This window comes from Streptomyces sp. NPDC052496 (genome assembly GCF_040679095.1).
In the GTDB taxonomy this organism is placed as follows: domain Bacteria; phylum Actinomycetota; class Actinomycetes; order Streptomycetales; family Streptomycetaceae; genus Streptomyces.
This window is the reverse complement of sequence record NZ_JBFAUH010000017.1, coordinates 79,510-95,460: the sequence shown is the minus strand read 5'-3', so window position 1 is coordinate 95,460 and position 15,951 is coordinate 79,510. Positions and strand designations below refer to the sequence as shown.

The following is a 15,951-nucleotide window of genomic DNA, read 5'->3' as shown; positions in this document are numbered from 1 at the left end:
GAGCCGGGGGCCGGACGGCGCATCCCCGCCGGTCAGGCGGCGAAGGAGATGATTCACGTGTCCGCTACGCCCGTGCTGGCGTTGCGCGGGATCTCCAAGCGGTTCGGTGCCGTCCAGGCGCTCACCGATGTCGAACTGGAGATCCACCCCGGCGAGGTCGTCGCCCTGGTCGGCGACAACGGCGCCGGCAAGTCCACCCTCGTCAAGGCGATCGCCGGCGTCGGCCCCGCCGACGACGGCGTCATCGAGTGGGAGGGCCGGCCGGTCACCGTCGACCGGCCGCACACCGCCCAGGAACTGGGCATCGCGACCGTCTACCAGGACCTCGCGCTCTGCGACAACCTCGACGTCGTGGGGAACCTCTTCCTCGGCCGCGAGATCGTGCGCGCCGGGGTGCTGGACGAGGTCGAGATGGAGCGCCGCGCCCGCGAACTGCTCGCCACGCTCGCCATCCGCATCCCGAGCGTGCGCATCCCCATCGCCTCGCTCTCCGGCGGCCAGCGGCAGACCGTCGCCATCGCCCGCTCCCTGCTGGGCGAGCCCAAGGTCGTCATCCTCGACGAGCCCACCGCGGCGCTCGGCGTCGAGCAGACCGCCCAGGTCCTCGACCTGGTGGAACGGCTGCGCGAGCGCGGCCTCGGTGTCATCCTCATCAGCCACAACATGGCCGACGTCAAGGCCGTCGCCGACCGGGTCGCGGTGCTGCGCCTGGGCCGCAACAACGGCACCTTCGAGGTGCGCAGCACCACCCAGGAAGAGATCATCTCCGCCATCACCGGCGCCACGGACAATGCCGTGACCCGGCGCAAGGCCCGCACCGCGGAGGCCAAGAAGTGACCACCAACCTCTCCAAGGCCGGCGACGAGCCGGTCGACGCCGCGCCGGCGGCCGAAGGCGCCGTCACCGCCGTGGACCCGCGGCTGCTCGTACGGCAGCAGGGCTTCCGGGGCTACCTCGACGAGTTCCGCCGCAAGACGCGCAGCGGCGAACTGGGCTCGCTGCCCGTCGTCGTCGGCCTCATCGTCATCGGCATCGTCTTCCAGCTCCAGGACTCCGCGTTCCTGGGCGCGGAGAACCTCTCGAACCTGTTCGTGACGGCCGCCGGCACCGGCCTGATCGCCGTCGGCATCGTCTTCGTGCTGATCCTCGGCGAGATCGACCTGTCGGTCGGCTCGGTCAGTGGCCTGGCCGCCGCGGTCTTCGCCGTCCTCAACGTCAACCACGGCATGCCGGAGTGGCCCGCCCTGATCCTGGCGGTCCTCACCGGCACCGTGGCCGGGGCCCTGCACGGCTTCTTCTTCGCCCGTATCGGCGTGCCCGCCTTCGTCGTCACCCTCGCCGGGCTGCTCGGCTGGAACGGCCTGATGCTCCAGGTCCTCGGCTCGAACGGCACCATCAACCTCGACGACAGCGGCCTGGTCGCCCAGCTCACCAACCACTACTTCACCGACGTGGCCGCCGCGTACGGGCTGGCGACGGTCGCCGTCCTCGCCTTCCTCGGCCTCTCCCTGCTCGACGCGCGCCGCCGGGAGGCCGCGGGCGTCCCGAGCAGGCCGCTGAGCGAGATCATCCTGCGTACGGTGGTCCTCGCCGTCCCGGCCTACCTGGTGGCCTGGCTGCTGAACCAGTACAAGGGCCTGCCGCTGGCGGTCGTCATCTTCCTCGGCGTCGTCGTGGCGCTCGACTTCGTGCTGCGGCGCACCACGTACGGACGCCAGATCTTCGCCCTGGGCGGCAGCGTCGAGGCGGCCCGCCGCGCGGGCATCAACGTCGCGCTGATCCGTATCTCGGTGTTCTCCCTCGCCGGCACGATGGCCGCCGTCGGCGGCATGTTCCTGGCCTCCCAGATCAACGCCGCCAACCAGTCCTCCGGCGCCGGCAGCCTCCTGATGAACGCGATCGCCGCCGCCGTCATCGGCGGTACGAGCCTGTTCGGCGGCCGCGGCAAGACCTGGTCGGCCCTGCTGGGCGTGCTGGTCATCCAGTCCATCGCCTCCGGCATGGCCCTCCTGGGCATCGCCTCGGCCGTCCAGTTCATGATCACCGGTGCCGTGCTGCTGGCCGCCGTGGTCATCGACTCGGTCTCCCGCAAGACCCAGAAGACGGCCGGCCGGGCGTAACCGCGCGGCGCACCCGCAGCAGCCCCGGGCCGAGGCACAGACCTCGCCCCGGGGCTTCGGCGTCACTCGCCGCGCAGGTACTCCAGGACCGCGAGCACCCGGCGGTTGCCGTCGTCGGGGGAGAGCCCCAGCTTGGCGAAGATGTTGCCGATGTGCTTGGCCACCGCGCCTTCGCTGAGGTGCAGGGCGTCCCGCACCATCGCGTTGGAGCAGCCCTGGGCCATCAGGCCGAGCACCTCCCGTTCGCGGGCGGACAGCAGCTGGTACTGGTGGCGCCGGCCGCGCTCCGTCAGCAGATGCTGCACCACCTGAGGGTCGATCACCATGGCCCCGGCGGCGACCCGTTCGACGGCCTGGGCGAACTCCTCGATGTCACCGATCCGGTCCTTGAGCAGATAGCCCAGCCCGCCCTGGCTCTGGCGGCGCGGCGGTCCGCCGGGGGTGAACAGCTCCTCGGCGTACGCGTTCGCGAGGTACTGGGACAGCACCAGGACGGGGAGCCCCGGGTCGCTCCTGCGCAGCCGGATCGTGGCGCGCAGCCCGTCGGCACCGTGCCCCGGAGGCATCCGTACGTCCGTGACGACGAGGTCAGGGGCGCACTCCCGCACCGCGGTGATCAGGGAGTCGGCGTCCCCGACCGCGCGGACGACCCGGTGGCCGAACTTGTGCAGCAGCTCGGCGATTCCTTCACGGACGAGCGCCGAGTCCTCGGCCAGGACGATACGGAGGGACGGTGCCGGCACGGAATCTCCAGGCTGAGGGCGGTCGGGCCGCCAGGGGGGCTGGACAGCACCAGTCTCCCATCGACCACCGCGACCCGGTCGGACAGGCCCTGGAGCCCGCCGCCCTCACGCAGTGCGGCGCCGCCGGAGCCGTCGTCGGTGACCGTGACGGTCAGCCGGCCCGCCGTCAGCCGGCCGTGCACCGTGGCGGCCGTGGCACCGCTGTGCCGGACGACGTTGGTGAGCGCCTCACTGATGAAGAAGTACGCGGTCGACTCGATCTGCGCGGGCAGCCGACCGGCCAGCTCCACGTCGACGGTCACCGGCAACCGGCACCGTACCGCGACCTCGGACACCGCCGCGGCGATGCCGTGATCGGTGAGGACCTGCGGGTGGATGCCACGTACGAGGTCGCGCAGTTCGTCCAGCGCCTGCTTCGCCTCGCGCCGGGCGCGGGCGACGAGTTCGCCGGCCCGGCCGGCCGCCGGGTCCGCGGCGCCGCACTCCAGCTCGGCCAGGCCCAGGGTCATCACCAGCGCCACCAGGCGCTGCTGCGCCCCGTCGTGCAGGTCCCGCTCGATCCGGCGCCGCTCGGCCTGGAAGGCGTCGGCCATCCGGGCCCGCGAGCGGGTCAGCTCCACGACCTGGTCGGTCTGTTCGCCTTCCCTGGGGGACAGCATCAGCCGCACGAACCAGGACTGCGCCGCGGCCGCCGCCCCCAGGACGTACGCGGCCACCGGCAGTACGGCGATGCCGAGGCCGGTGAACAGCAGCGCCTCCGGCTGCCCGGTGGTGAGGGTCACGTGCACCGGGAAGACGATCAGTACGACCAGCAGGCCGGCCAGGGCCAGCAGCGCCAGGTCCACGACGGAGAACAGCACCGCGGACACCATCGCGAAGCCGAACTCCCGCCACGTCGCGCTCTCCTGCAACCGGGTGTGCAGCCACGGCCACAGCCCCGGCCGGGCGACGGCGCGGTGCGGGCCGGCCGGCCGGTCCGCGTGCCGCCCCTCCAGCAACCGCAGTTTCCGCCGCTCCAGCGCGGCCAGCGGGATGCCGAGGAGGACGGAGCCGGCCAGGAGGACCAGCCCGATCCCCACCACCGACAGCAGCAGCCCGCACACCACCACACCTCCCAGCACGATCAGGCAGAGCAGCCCGAGAAGGCCCGACGAGGCGAGGTAGACCAGCGAACGCCACGGCGCGGAGGAGGTGAGGTAGCTGACCGGACTCCGGGTCAGAGCCTGCCGGAAGGGAGGGGAGCTCATGCGGATCACGGTAAGGCTCTGCCGGGGGCGTCGGGCCCGCGGCCGGTCGCCTTCGTCTCACGCCCTCCCACGTCACCCCGCGCTCGCCGGCACCGGCCCCTGCGTACCGGCCGCCCCGTCCTCGCCGGCCTCCGCGGGGCGGCCCGCGGAGCGCAGCTGGAGCAGGGTGGGTACGAGCGTGGCGGCCAGGGCGACGGCCAGACAGCCGGCCAGCACCGCGCCCATCTCCCGCCACGGCACCGGGAACGCGGCCCCCTCACCGGACTCGGCCGGCGCCCGGGCCATGCCGAGCATCGTCACCCCGTCCGCGAGCACGCCCAGTGTCCCGCCGACGGCCACCACGGTCAGCGTCTCCCACACGACGGTACGCAGCACCTGCCCGCGGGTCGCGCCGATCCTGCGCAGCAGCGCGATGCCCTCGGCCCGTTCCCCGGCCGCCATGACCAGGGTGTTGGCGATGGCGATCCCGGTGTAGAGCAGCGCCGTGCCGAGCAGCACCAGGACCAGGACGCGGCCCTCCTCCTCTGTGGCGGCGGCGCGGCGGGCCAGCCAGTGGTCGCGGTCGTGCGCGGTCGCGCCGTACGCCTCCGCGGTCTTTCGGGCGGCGGCTGTCGCGGCGGAGCGGTCGGCGCCCGGCGCCAGCGACAGGTAGACCGAGTCCGCCATCGTGCCGGGCGCGTACCGGGCCAGGGTGTCCCACGGCAGCAGCACCGGCGGCAGCCCCGCCGACGAGCCGAGCACCGCGGCCACCTTGACCCGGACCTGCGTGGCGTCGGCGAGCCGGAGGCCGACCGTGTCGCCCGTCCGCCAGCCCAGCTGCCCGGCCACCGGCCGCGTCACGGCCACGGCGTCGCCCCGCAGATCGCCCAGCGACCCCGCGACCGTTTCCAGCCGGAGGGCGCCGGACAGGTTCCGCGGTTCCACCGCGCCGATGCCGCTCGCCATGACGTAACGGGAGCCGACGAGGAAACCGCTGGTCCCGGAGACCGGCGCGGCGGCCCGCACGCCGGGCACCGAGGCCAGTTCGCGCAGCGCGGCGGAGGGCAGGCCCACACCGTCGGAGGCGACCACCACGTCGGCCTTCAGGTGCCTGCGGGCATCGGCCACGGCGGTCGCCGCGCTCGCGCCGGTGATGCCGATGACGGATCCGGCGACGGCCACCGTGACGAGGACGGGGGCGGCGGCCGAGGCGGTGCGGCGCACCGCTGCGCGGGCGTGGTCAGCGGCCAGCGAGCCGCTGACGCGGGTGAGCGCGGCCGGCGGGATGGCCGCCAGCCGTACCAGCGGCGGCACGAGCAGCGGTGCGAAGGCCACCATCGTGACGACCAGGACCTCGGTCAGCACCAGCGAGATCACCACGGCCCCGTCGCCGCCTGCCTGGGGCAGCATGATCAACAGCAGCAGTGCCCCGGCCAGGAACAGCGAGCCGGTGATCCAGCGGCCCGTCGTCATCACCCGGGTCTCCACCGCGGAGTCCCGCAGGGTCTCGGCCGGGCTGTCCTTCGCGGCCCGGCGGGAGGCGGCGAACACACCGAGCAGCGCCACGCCGAGCCCGGCCAGGAAGCTGATCAGCAGGACCGGCGGGGAGACGGGGACGGCGAAGTCCGCGGGCGCCAGGCCGACGGCGGACAGCGCGGCGGCGACCAGCCGGCCGCCGGCGGCCCCGAGGCCGCAGCCCACGGCCGAGGCGACGGCGCCCAGCACCGCCGACTCCGTCATGATCATGCGGCGTACCTGGGGCGGGGTGGCGCCGACGGTGCGCAGCAGGGCCAGTTCCCGGCGCCGCTGGGTGACGGCGAAGGCGAAGGTGCCCGACACCACGAAGACCGACACGAAGCCGGCGATCACCGCCGTCACGGCGAGCAGCGTGGCCACGTCGCCGAGCGCCGCGGCGCGCGGGGCGGCGCTCGGGTCACCGCCCTTGGCGGCCCCGGTCCCGGCCGTGAGGGAATCCGGCAGCACGGCCGTGATCCGGCGGGCGAGGGCCGCGGCCGGGGTGCCCGGCTCGGCGAGCACGGCCACCGCGTCGGCGCGGTCCGGGTCGGCCGACAGCCGCTGGGCGGTGGCGTCCGAGAAGAAGACGGTGGCCTCGCCGGGCACCCCGCCCCTGCCGGGAGGCGCCGCGATGCCGGTGACGGTCATCTCCCGCCGGCCCTGCGGGGTCACCACGGGGACCTGGTCGCCGACGGTCACGCCGGCGCGCTCGGCCAGCGCGGCGGCGAGCACCACCTGGCCGTCGCCGGCGGGCGCGCGGCCCGCGGTGAGACGGAAGGGGGTGAGCCGGGCGCTGGACCAGCCGTGGCCGACCGGGCGGCCGGCCGCGGCACCGGCGTCACCGGCCACCACCTGGGCGGGCAGCGAGCGGTCGATGACGGCCTGCCGTACGCCGGGCACCCTGCGTACGGTCTCGGCGGTCCGCCGCGCGTCCTCGATGCGGTGCGGCGTGGTGGCGGTCTGACGCTGGTCGTACGCACCGTCCCCGGAGCCGAAGCCGACGGTGAAGGTCTGGCCGGCCCGCACCACGACGGCCGCGGCGTCGTAACGCCCGGGACTGCCGGACTCGGGCGTGCCCCGGGTGGCATCGAGGACCTGACCCGTACTGGCGAGCAGCGCGACGCCGAGCGCCAGCGCGACGAAGGTGCCGGCGAAGAGCGCCCATCTGGCGCGCAGGGTGGAGAGGGCGAGGGTCAGCACGGGTCAGCCGCCCAGCCGTGCCAGGTGCTCGCTCACCGTGGCCACCGTCGGGGCCGCCAGTTCGCCGTGCACCGCACCGTCGGACAGGAAGAGCACCCGGTCGGCCCAGGCGGCGGCGACCGGATCGTGGGTCACCATGACCACCGTCTGCCCCGCCTGGTCCACCACGGACCGCAGCAGGCCCAGCACCTCACGGCTGGTGCCGGTGTCCAGCGCACCGGTCGGCTCGTCGGCGAACAGCACGTCGGGCCGGCTGATCAGGGCGCGGGCGACGGCCACCCGCTGTTGCTGGCCGCCGGACAGCTCCGCCGGCCGGTGGCCGCCCCGGTCGCCCAGTCCCACCTGCTGGAGCGCGGCGTCCACCTGGGCGCGGCCGGGGCGCTGCCCGGCCAGCCGCAGCGGCAGCGCCACGTTCTTGCGCGCGGTCAGCGACGGCATGAGGTTGAAGGACTGGAAGACGAAACCGATCCGCTCCCGGCGCAGCCTGGTCAGCTGTGTCTCGGTCAGGGTGCCGAGGTCGGTGGTGCCGAGGAGCACCCGCCCGGAGGTGGGGCGGTCCAGGCCCGCCGCGCACTGGAGCAGGGTGCTCTTGCCCGACCCCGAGGGGCCCATCACCGCGGTGAACGATCCGCGGCCGAAGGCGCAGTGCACACCGCGCAGGGCGGGGACCTTGTTGTTGCCGCGGCCGTACAGCCTGACCACCGCGCTGAGCGTCACGGCCTGCTCGACGCCGACTCCGGTGACGGGCACCGTTCCTCCTCGACCTGGGGAATCCGTGCACGTCATGTCCACGGCGTGGCGCCAGTCAAGCGGGGCGGGGCCGGGCCGGGCACGGGTGCCAGATCCCGTTTTCCGGGTGGAGAAGACTCCACCTGACGGCCGTGCGCCCGGTGGGGCGGAACCGTGCCGCCGGTGCGGGGCGTCGTATATGAGCCCAGGGGCGGGTTTTCGGACGAAGGCCGGAGCCCTCGGGGGACAGGAGCCGCGAAACCGCCATCCGCGTGACATACATCGCACAGCCCGTTCTCCGCCGCCGCAAGCGGAACATTAGACTCGGCAGATCGGCAAGCTCGACCAGCCAGAGCCAGCTACAACCAGGCGAATCTGCACGAAGCAGCACGAATCGCTCGAACCAGCTCGACAGCAAGGAGGCACGGGTGGCGCTGCTGACCCGCATCAAGGGACCGCGCGATCTGGACCGACTAGGACCGCAGCAGCTGGAGCAGCTGGCGGGGGAGATCCGTACCTTCCTCGTCGACGCCGTCTCCAAGACCGGCGGACACCTCGGCCCCAACCTCGGTGTGGTCGAGCTGACCATCGCCCTGCACCGGGTGTTCGAGTCCCCGAAGGACAAGGTCCTGTGGGACACCGGGCACCAGTCCTACGTCCACAAGCTGCTCACCGGCCGGCAGGACTTCTCGAAGCTGAAGATGAAGGGCGGCCTGTCCGGCTACCCCTCGCAGGCCGAGTCCGAGCACGACGTCATCGAGAACAGCCACGCCTCCACCGTGCTGGGCTGGGCCGACGGCCTGGCCAAGGCCAACGAGGTGCTGCGCAAAAACGATCATGTCGTCGCGGTCATCGGGGACGGCGCGCTGACCGGCGGCATGGCCTGGGAGGCGCTGAACAACATCGCCGCCGCCAAGGACCGCCCGCTGGTCATCGTCGTCAACGACAACGAGCGCTCCTACGCGCCGACCATCGGCGGGCTGGCGAACCACCTGGCCACCCTGCGCACGACGGACGGCTACGAGCGCTTCCTGGCGCGCGGCAAGGACCTCCTGGAGCGCACCCCGGTCGTCGGCAGGCCGCTGTACGAGACGCTGCACGGCGCGAAGAAGGGCCTGAAGGACTTCATCGCGCCGCAGGGCATGTTCGAGGACCTGGGCCTGAAGTACGTCGGCCCGATCGACGGCCACGACATCGAGGCCCTGGAGTCGGCGCTCCAGCGCGCCAAGCGCTTCGGCGGCCCGGTCATCGTGCACTGCCTCACCGAGAAGGGCCGCGGCTACCAGCCCGCCCTCCAGGACGAGGCGGACCGCTTCCACGCCGTCGGCAAGATCCACCCCGACACCGGCCTGCCGATCGCCTCCTCCGGCGCCGACTGGACCTCCGTCTTCGGCGAGGAGATGGTCAAGCTCGGTCACGAGCGCGAGGACATCGTCGCGATCACGGCCGCCATGCTGCAGCCGGTCGGCCTGGACAAGTTCGCCAAGGAGTTCCCCGACCGGGTGTACGACGTCGGGATCGCCGAGCAGCACGGCGCCGTCTCCGCCGCGGGCCTGGCCACCGGCGGCCTGCACCCGGTCTTCGCGGTGTACGCGACCTTCCTCAACCGGGCCTTCGACCAGGTGCTGATGGACGTGGCGCTGCACAGGTGCGGTGTCACCTTCGTCCTGGACCGGGCCGGGGTGACCGGCACCGACGGTGCCTCGCACAACGGCATGTGGGACATGTCGATCCTCCAGGTCGTGCCCGGCCTGCGGATCGCCGCCCCGCGCGATGCCGACCAGGTCCGCGCCCAGCTGCGCGAGGCCGTCGAGGTCGACGACGCGCCGACCGTCGTGCGCTACTCCAAGGGCGCGGTCGGCCCGGCGGTCGAGGCCGTGGGCCGGATCGGCGGCATGGACGTGCTGCGCGAGCCCGGCGCGGGCGTCGAGCGGCCCGACGTCCTGCTGGTGTCGGTGGGCGCGCTGGCACCGATGTGCCTGGAGATCGCCGGCCTGCTCGACAAGCAGGGCATCTCCACGACGGTGGTGGACCCGCGCTGGGTCAAGCCGGTCGATCCGGCGCTGCCGGGCCTGGCCGACGGGCACCGCGTCGTGGTCACCGTCGAGGACAACAGCCGCTCGGGCGGTGTCGGCTCCGCCGTCGCGCAGGCGCTGCGGGACGCGGGCGTGGACGTACCGCTGCGTGACTTCGGCATTCCGGAGCGCTTCCTCGACCACGCCTCCCGCAAGGAGATCCTGGCCGAGATCGGGCTGACCGCGCCGGACATCGCCCGGCAGGTGACCGGTCTCGTCTCCAAGATCGACGGCCGGTACGAGGGCACGGACCGCTCCGTGGACGCCGCGCAGTCCGTGGGCGCGGAGTCCGTCGGTGCCGCGGACGGCGCCGAGCGGGCCGAGGCCGCCCGCGACTGACGGCGACGGGAACGGCAGGAGGAACCGGCCCGGCCGGTTCCTCCTGTGGAGAAGATGCGTGCGTCACGTGGCTGCCATCCGCACGAAGAGCTGACCGCACGCACCGGCCGTTCACCGGACGCGCACCCGCCGCCCAAGACGGCACAAAACCGACGCGCAACATCTGCACAAACATCGCTGAACGGTCATACGATGGGCTGGTGGGCCACCCGAACGGGTGCAACCACCGGCCCGTCGGCATATCCACCCGTCCGTACCATCGGGTGAATCCCCGCCGTGTGCAGGCCCGCCGCACCGTACTCGTCCCGACCATTGCGCAGACTCGGTCAGTTCACGAGTCGCGACGGTCGTCCAGGCGGAGGTTGGCCCATGAGCAGCACACATCGGGGCAGGGGAAACGGACCGGAGAGCGGCAGCGGCGCGGATCCCACCGGGGTACGCCGCAGCGGCCTGTTCCGGACCAAGACGGTCGAGGAGTCGATCCGCGACACCGAAGAGCCCGAACACGCGCTCAAGAAGTCCCTCTCCGCCCTCGACCTGACGGTCTTCGGCGTCGGCGTCGTCATCGGTACCGGCATCTTCGTCCTCACCGGAAAGATCGCCAAGGAGACGGCGGGCCCGGCCGTGGCCCTCTCCTTCGTCGCCGCCGGCCTGGTCTGCGCACTGGCCGCGCTCTGCTACGCGGAGTTCGCCTCGACCGTGCCGGTGGCCGGCTCCGCGTACACCTTCTCGTACGCCTCCCTCGGTGAGCTGCCCGCCTGGATCATCGGCTGGGACCTGGTGCTGGAGCTGGCGCTGGGCTGCGCGGTGGTCGCCGTGGGCTGGTCCGGCTACGTCCGCTCGCTGCTGGACACCGGAGGGGTCCACCTGCCGCAGAGCCTGTCCGGCACGCACGAGGGCGCCTTCGGGTTCGACCTGCTCGCCTGTGTCCTGGTGCTGGTCCTGACCGCCATCCTCGTCGTCGGCATGAAGCTGTCGTCCCGGGTGACCTCGGTGATCGTCGGTATCAAGGTCACCGTCGTGCTGCTCGTCATCATCGCGGGCGCCTTCTTCATCACCGGCGCCAACTACGAGCCGTTCATCCCGCCGAGCCGGGCCACCGAGGGCAGCGACGGCCTCGCCGCACCCCTGTCCCAGCTCGTCTTCGGCTTCACCCCGGCCGACTTCGGGGTGATGGGCATCTTCGCGGCCGCCGCGGTCGTCTTCTTCGCCTTCATCGGCTTCGACATCGTCGCCACCGCCGCCGAGGAGACCCGCCTTCCGCAGCGCGACGTACCGCGCGGCATCCTCGGGTCGCTCGCCATCTGCACGGTGCTGTACGTCGCCGTGTCGATCGTCGTCACCGGCATGCAGAAGTACAGCGAACTGTCCACCGACGCCCCGCTCGCCGACGCCTTCAAGGCCGTCGGGCACCCCTTCTGGGCCGGCCTGATCAGCTTCGGCGCGGCCGTCGGCCTGACCTCGGTCTGCATGATCCTGCTGCTCGGCCAGAGCCGCGTCTTCTTCGCGATGAGCCGCGACGGCCTGCTGCCGAAGGTCTTCTCGCAGGTCCACCCGCGCTTCGGCACGCCGTACCGCTCGACCGTCGTGCTGGGCGCCGTGGTCGCCGTCGTCGCCGGCTTCACCTCGATCGACGAGCTCGCCGAACTGGTCAACATCGGCACCCTGTTCGCCTTCGTCGTGGTCGCCCTCGGCGTCGTCATCCTGCGCCGCTCCCGCCCGGACCTGCCCCGCTCCTTCCGCACCCCGCTGGTGCCGTTCGTCCCGGCCCTGTCGGTGCTCGCCTCGCTCTGGCTGATGCTCAACCTGCCCGCGGAGACGTGGCTGCGGTTCGCGGTGTGGATGCTGCTCGGGTTCGTCGTGTACTTCGCCTACGGGCGCCGGCACAGCCGGATGAACCGGCCCGCGGGCCGGGGGAGCGAGCCGGGCGGCCGGTGAAAAGCCGCTGTCGTACGCCGTCGCCGCGGCCGTACGCTGCGCGGATGTCACAGACCGAGACCACCTCCACCCCGGTACGCCGCTCCGCCCGCGTACTGCTGCTCGACGCGGACGACCGCCTGCTGCTCTTCCGCAGCCTCCTGGACCCCGCCCGCCCGGACGCCGGACACTGCTGGGTCACCCCCGGCGGCGGCGTGCGCGAGGGGGAGGCGCTCGATGCCGCCGCGGCGCGGGAACTGGCGGAGGAGACCGGGCTGCGGGTGGCGCCCGGTGCGCTGGGGCCGCTGGTCGCCCGTGCCTCCGGGTACGCGGAGCTGACCTGGGCCCACGGCGTGTTCGAGGACGTGTTCTTCCTGCACCGCGTCGCCCGCCACACGGTGGACACCACGGGCTTCGAGGCGCACGAGCGCACCGCGATGGTGGAACACCGGTGGTGGGCCGCGGACGAGCTGGCGACGACGGCGGAGACGGTCTTCCCGTACGGGCTGCCGCCGCTGCTCGCGGACCTGTGCGGCGGCCGGGTGCCGGCCGAGCCCGTACGGCTGCCGTGGCACCACTGAGGGCGGCCGGCCCGCGCTGAGCACACGCCTGCCCCGGTACCGCCGGGTGCGGCGGTACCGGGGCAGGCGGCGCAGCTGCCGTACCGGCTCAGGCGGGCACGCTCGCCACGCCCTGGGCCAGGAACTTCTTGCCGTTGACGCGCTCGGAGACGCCCTCACGGTCCAGGTACGGCGTGATGCCGCCCAGGTGGAAGGGCCAGCCGGCGCCGGTGATCAGGCACAGGTCGATGTCCTGCGCCTCGGCGACCACGCCCTCGTCCAGCATCAGGCCGATCTCCTGCGCGACGGCGTCCAGGACGCGGTCGCGGACCTGCTCCTCGGTCAGGACGGTGTCGCCCTGCTTGAGGAGCGCCTTGACCTCCGGGTCCAGCTCCGGCTTGCCGGAGTCGTACACGTAGAAGCCGCGCTTGCCGGCCTTGACCACGGCGGCCAGGTTCGGCGAGACGGTGAAGCGCTCCGGGAAGGCGCCGTGCAGCGTCTCGGAGACGTGCAGGCCGATCGCCGGGCCGACCAGCTCCAGCAGTACCAGCGGCGACATCGGCAGGCCGAGCGGCTCGACGGCCTTCTCGGCGACCTCGACGGGGGTGCCCTCGTCGATGACGTTCTGGATCTCGCCCATGAAGCGGGTCAGGATGCGGTTGACCACGAACGCCGGGGCGTCCTTGACCAGCACGGCCGTCTTCTTCAGCGACTTGGCGACGGAGAAGGCGGTGGCCAGCGACGCGTCGTCGGTCTTCTCGGCGCGCACGATCTCCAGCAGCGGCAGGATCGCGACCGGGTTGAAGAAGTGGAAGCCCACGACCCGCTCGGGGTGCTTGAGCTTGGACGCCATCTCGGTGACCGAGAGGGACGAGGTGTTCGTGGCCAGGATGGCGTGCTCCGGCACGACCGCCTCGACCTCGGCGAACACCTGCTGCTTGACGCCCATCTCCTCGAAGACGGCCTCGATGACGAAGTCCGCGTCGCCGAAGGCGGCGGCCTTGTCGAGGTGGCCGCTGACCAGGCCCTTCAGGCGGTTGGCCTTGTCCTGGTTGACGCGGCCCTTCAGGAGCAGCTTGTCGATCTCGCCGTGGACGTACTCCACGCCCTTGTCGATCCGGGCCTGGTCGATGTCGGTCAGCACGACCGGCACCTCCAGACGGCGGGCGAACAGCAACGCCAGCTGCGAGGCCATCAGGCCCGCGCCGACCACGCCGACCTTGGTCACCGGGCGCGCGAGCGACTTGTCCGGGGCGCCGGCCGGGCGCTTGGCGCGCTTCTGCACCAGGTTGAACGAGTAGATGCCGCTGCGCAGCTCGCCGCCCATGATCAGGTCCGCGAGGGCCTGGTCCTCCGCGTCGAAGCCCTGGCGCAGATCGCCGTTCTTGGCGGCGGCGATGATGTCCAGCGCGCGGTAGGCGGCCGGGGCGGCGCCGTGGACCTTGCTGTCCGCGATGGCCTTGCCGCGCTGCACGGCCTGGTCCCACGCCTCGCCGCGGTCGACGTCGGCCCGTACGACCTCGGTGTCGCCCTTGAGGACCGAGGCGGTCCACAGCAGCGACTGCTCCAGGAAGTCCGCGCCCTCGAAGATCGCGTCGGCGATGCCCAGGTCGTAGACCTGCTGCCCCTTGAGCTGCTTGTTCTGGTTGAGCGAGTTCTCGATGATCACCGAGACCGCGCGGTCGGCGCCGATCAGGTTCGGCAGCAGGACGCAGCCGCCCCAGCCGGGCACCAGGCCGAGGAAGACCTCGGGCAGCGAGAAGGCGGGCAGCGCCTTGGAGACGGTGCGGTACGTGCAGTGCAGACCGACCTCGACGCCGCCGCCCATCGCGGCACCGTTGTAGTACGCGAAGGTCGGCACGGCCAGGCCGGACAGGCGCTTGAAGACGTCGTGGCCGCCCTTGCCGATGGCCAGCGCGTCCTCGTGCCGCTTGAGCAGCTCGACGCCCTTGAGGTCGGCGCCGACGGCGAAGATGAACGGCTTGCCGGTGACGCCGACGCCGACGATCTTGCCGTCCTTGGCCTCCGCCTCGACCTGGTCGAGCGCGGTGTCCAGGTTCGCCAGCGACTGCGGGCCGAAGGTGGTCGGCTTGGTGTGGTCCAGGCCGTTGTCCAGCGTGATCAGCGCGAAGGTGCCGGCGCCGGGCAGCTCCAGGTGGCGTACGTGCGCCTGGGTGACGACCTCGTCCGGGAACAGCTCGGCCGCGCCCTTCAGCAGTTCGGTAGTGGTGCTCACTTGCCTGCTCCCTCGAAGTGCGGGTTCTCCCAGATGACCGTGCCGCCCATGCCGAAGCCGACGCACATGGTCGTGATGCCGTAACGCACCTGCGGCTGCTCCTCGAACTGCCGCGCCAGCTGCGTCATCAGACGCACGCCGGAGGAGGCGAGCGGGTGGCCGAAGGCGATCGCGCCGCCGTACTGGTTGACGCGCGGGTCGTCGTCCGCGATGCCGTAGTGGTCCAGCAGCGACAGGACCTGGACGGCGAACGCCTCATTGATCTCGAAGAGGCCGATGTCGTCGATCGTCAGACCGGCCTTGGCCAGCGCCTTCTCGGTCGCCGGGACCGGGCCGATGCCCATGACCTCCGGCTCCACGCCCGCGAACGCGAAGTCCACCAGGCGCATCTTGACCGGCAGGCCCAGCTCGCGGGCCACGTCCTCGGCGGCGATCAGCGAGGCGGTGGCGCCGTCGTTCAGGCCCGCCGCGTTGCCCGCCGTCACCCGGCCGTGCGGGCGGAACGGGGTCTTGAGGTTCGCCAGGTTCTCCAGCGTGGTGCCGGGCCGCATCGGCTCGTCGGCGGTGGCCAGGCCCCAGCCGGTCTCGCCCGCCTCGGCGTTGGTGCGGCGGACCGAGATCGGTACCAGGTCGGCCTGGATCTTGCCGTCGGCGTACGCCTTGGCGGCCTTCTCCTGGCTGCGGACCGCGTACGCGTCGGCGCGCTGCTTGGTGAGGTGGGGGAGGCGGTCGTGCAGGTTCTCCGCCGTCATGCCCATGAAGAGGGCGGACTGGTCGACCAGCTTCTCGCTGACGAAGCGCGGGTTGGGGTCGACGCCCTCACCCATGGGGTGGCGGCCCATGTGCTCGACGCCACCGGCCACGGCGATGTCGTACGCACCGAAGGAGACGCCGCCGGCGATGCTCGTCACGGCGGTCATGGCGCCGGCACACATCCGGTCGACGGAGAAGCCGGGGACGGACTGCGGGAGGCCGGCCAGGATGCCGGCGGTACGGCCGAGGGTCAGGCCCTGGTCGCCGATCTGGGTCGTGGCGGCGAGGGCGACCTCGTCGATACGGGCCGGGTCGAGGTCCGGGTTGCGGCGCAGCAGCTCCCGGATGCACTTGACGACCAGGTCGTCGGCGCGGGTCTCGTGGTAGATGCCCTTCGGGCCCGCCTTGCCGAACGGGGTGCGGACGCCGTCGACGAAGACGACGTCCCTAGCGGTACGAGGCACGTTGGCTCTCCTCCAGGTGCGGGGTGGCACTGCTGCGGGCGCGCCCTCGGGCGCGTCACGCTCCTCATGCTACT

11 protein-coding genes are annotated in these 15,951 nt (G+C 72.5%); 5 read left to right on the top strand and 6 right to left on the bottom strand.

From position 1 onward, the window contains the following. The first annotated feature begins 48 nt into the window (after positions 1 to 48). Positions 49 to 837, top strand: a complete 789-nt coding sequence (locus AB0L45_RS23020; protein WP_365842740.1) for an ATP-binding cassette domain-containing protein — start codon at positions 49 to 51, stop codon at positions 835 to 837. After that, positions 834 to 2,120 (top strand): sugar ABC transporter permease, encoded by a 1,287-nt coding sequence (locus AB0L45_RS23015; RefSeq protein ID WP_365842738.1) that lies wholly within the window; start codon positions 834 to 836, stop codon positions 2,118 to 2,120. Before AB0L45_RS23020 ends, AB0L45_RS23015 begins: the two co-directional genes overlap by 4 nt. Before the next feature lie 62 nt (positions 2,121 to 2,182). Here the strand turns inward: AB0L45_RS23015 and AB0L45_RS23010 are convergent, their stop codons facing one another. From AB0L45_RS23010 to AB0L45_RS22995, 4 genes are all read right to left on the bottom strand, one after another. Then, the gene (locus AB0L45_RS23010) at positions 2,183 to 2,842 is read right to left on the bottom strand and encodes a response regulator transcription factor (protein WP_365842914.1); all 660 of its coding nucleotides are present in this window, start codon (positions 2,840 to 2,842) and stop codon (positions 2,183 to 2,185) included. Further along, positions 2,737 to 4,110, bottom strand: coding sequence for a sensor histidine kinase (locus AB0L45_RS23005; protein WP_365842737.1), 1,374 nt, complete (start codon positions 4,108 to 4,110; stop codon positions 2,737 to 2,739). The genes AB0L45_RS23010 and AB0L45_RS23005 overlap by 106 nt, the downstream gene beginning before the upstream one ends. Positions 4,111 to 4,182: 72 nt before the next feature. Further along, the gene (locus tag AB0L45_RS23000) at positions 4,183 to 6,804 is read right to left on the bottom strand and encodes an FtsX-like permease family protein (RefSeq protein WP_365842735.1); all 2,622 of its coding nucleotides are present in this window, start codon (positions 6,802 to 6,804) and stop codon (positions 4,183 to 4,185) included. Between the two features lie 3 nt (positions 6,805 to 6,807). Next, positions 6,808 to 7,590 (bottom strand): ABC transporter ATP-binding protein, encoded by a 783-nt coding sequence (locus AB0L45_RS22995; protein WP_365842733.1) that lies wholly within the window; start codon positions 7,588 to 7,590, stop codon positions 6,808 to 6,810. Between the two features lie 371 nt (positions 7,591 to 7,961). Between AB0L45_RS22995 and dxs the strand changes: the two genes are divergently transcribed. The 3 genes from dxs to AB0L45_RS22980 all read left to right on the top strand — a co-directional run bounded on the left by dxs (position 7,962) and on the right by AB0L45_RS22980 (position 12,445). Next, entirely contained in the window at positions 7,962 to 9,947 is a 1,986-nt protein-coding gene (gene dxs, locus AB0L45_RS22990; protein WP_365842731.1) for a 1-deoxy-D-xylulose-5-phosphate synthase, read from the top strand. Positions 9,948 to 10,316: 369 nt separating this feature from the next. Beyond that, the gene (locus AB0L45_RS22985; protein WP_365842729.1) at positions 10,317 to 11,885 is read left to right on the top strand and encodes an amino acid permease; all 1,569 of its coding nucleotides are present in this window, start codon (positions 10,317 to 10,319) and stop codon (positions 11,883 to 11,885) included. Positions 11,886 to 11,929: 44 nt separating this feature from the next. Continuing rightward, the gene (locus tag AB0L45_RS22980) at positions 11,930 to 12,445 is read left to right on the top strand and encodes an NUDIX domain-containing protein (protein ID WP_365842727.1); all 516 of its coding nucleotides are present in this window, start codon (positions 11,930 to 11,932) and stop codon (positions 12,443 to 12,445) included. Positions 12,446 to 12,533: 88 nt separating this feature from the next. On the opposite strand, the gene AB0L45_RS22975 is transcribed toward AB0L45_RS22980, so the two are convergent. Continuing rightward, entirely contained in the window at positions 12,534 to 14,660 is a 2,127-nt protein-coding gene (locus AB0L45_RS22975) for a 3-hydroxyacyl-CoA dehydrogenase NAD-binding domain-containing protein (RefSeq protein ID WP_365842725.1), read from the bottom strand. Beyond that, entirely contained in the window at positions 14,657 to 15,877 is a 1,221-nt protein-coding gene (locus AB0L45_RS22970) for an acetyl-CoA C-acyltransferase (RefSeq protein ID WP_365842723.1), read from the bottom strand. The genes AB0L45_RS22975 and AB0L45_RS22970 overlap by 4 nt, the downstream gene beginning before the upstream one ends. Positions 15,878 to 15,951 lie beyond the last annotated feature (74 nt).

Bases quoted from the DNA above. Each gene is read 5' to 3' on its own strand.
- AB0L45_RS23020 (WP_365842740.1), top strand. From the start codon at position 49: ATGATTCACGTGTCCGCTACGCCCGTGCTGGCGTTGCGCGGGATCTCC.
- AB0L45_RS23005 (WP_365842737.1), bottom strand. From the start codon at position 4,110: ATGAGCTCCCCTCCCTTCCGGCAGGCTCTGACCCGGAGTCCGGTCAGC.
- AB0L45_RS22995 (WP_365842733.1), bottom strand. From the start codon at position 7,590: ATGACGTGCACGGATTCCCCAGGTCGAGGAGGAACGGTGCCCGTCACC.
- AB0L45_RS22980 (WP_365842727.1), top strand. From the start codon at position 11,930: ATGTCACAGACCGAGACCACCTCCACCCCGGTACGCCGCTCCGCCCGC.
- AB0L45_RS22985 (WP_365842729.1), top strand. From the start codon at position 10,317: ATGAGCAGCACACATCGGGGCAGGGGAAACGGACCGGAGAGCGGCAGC.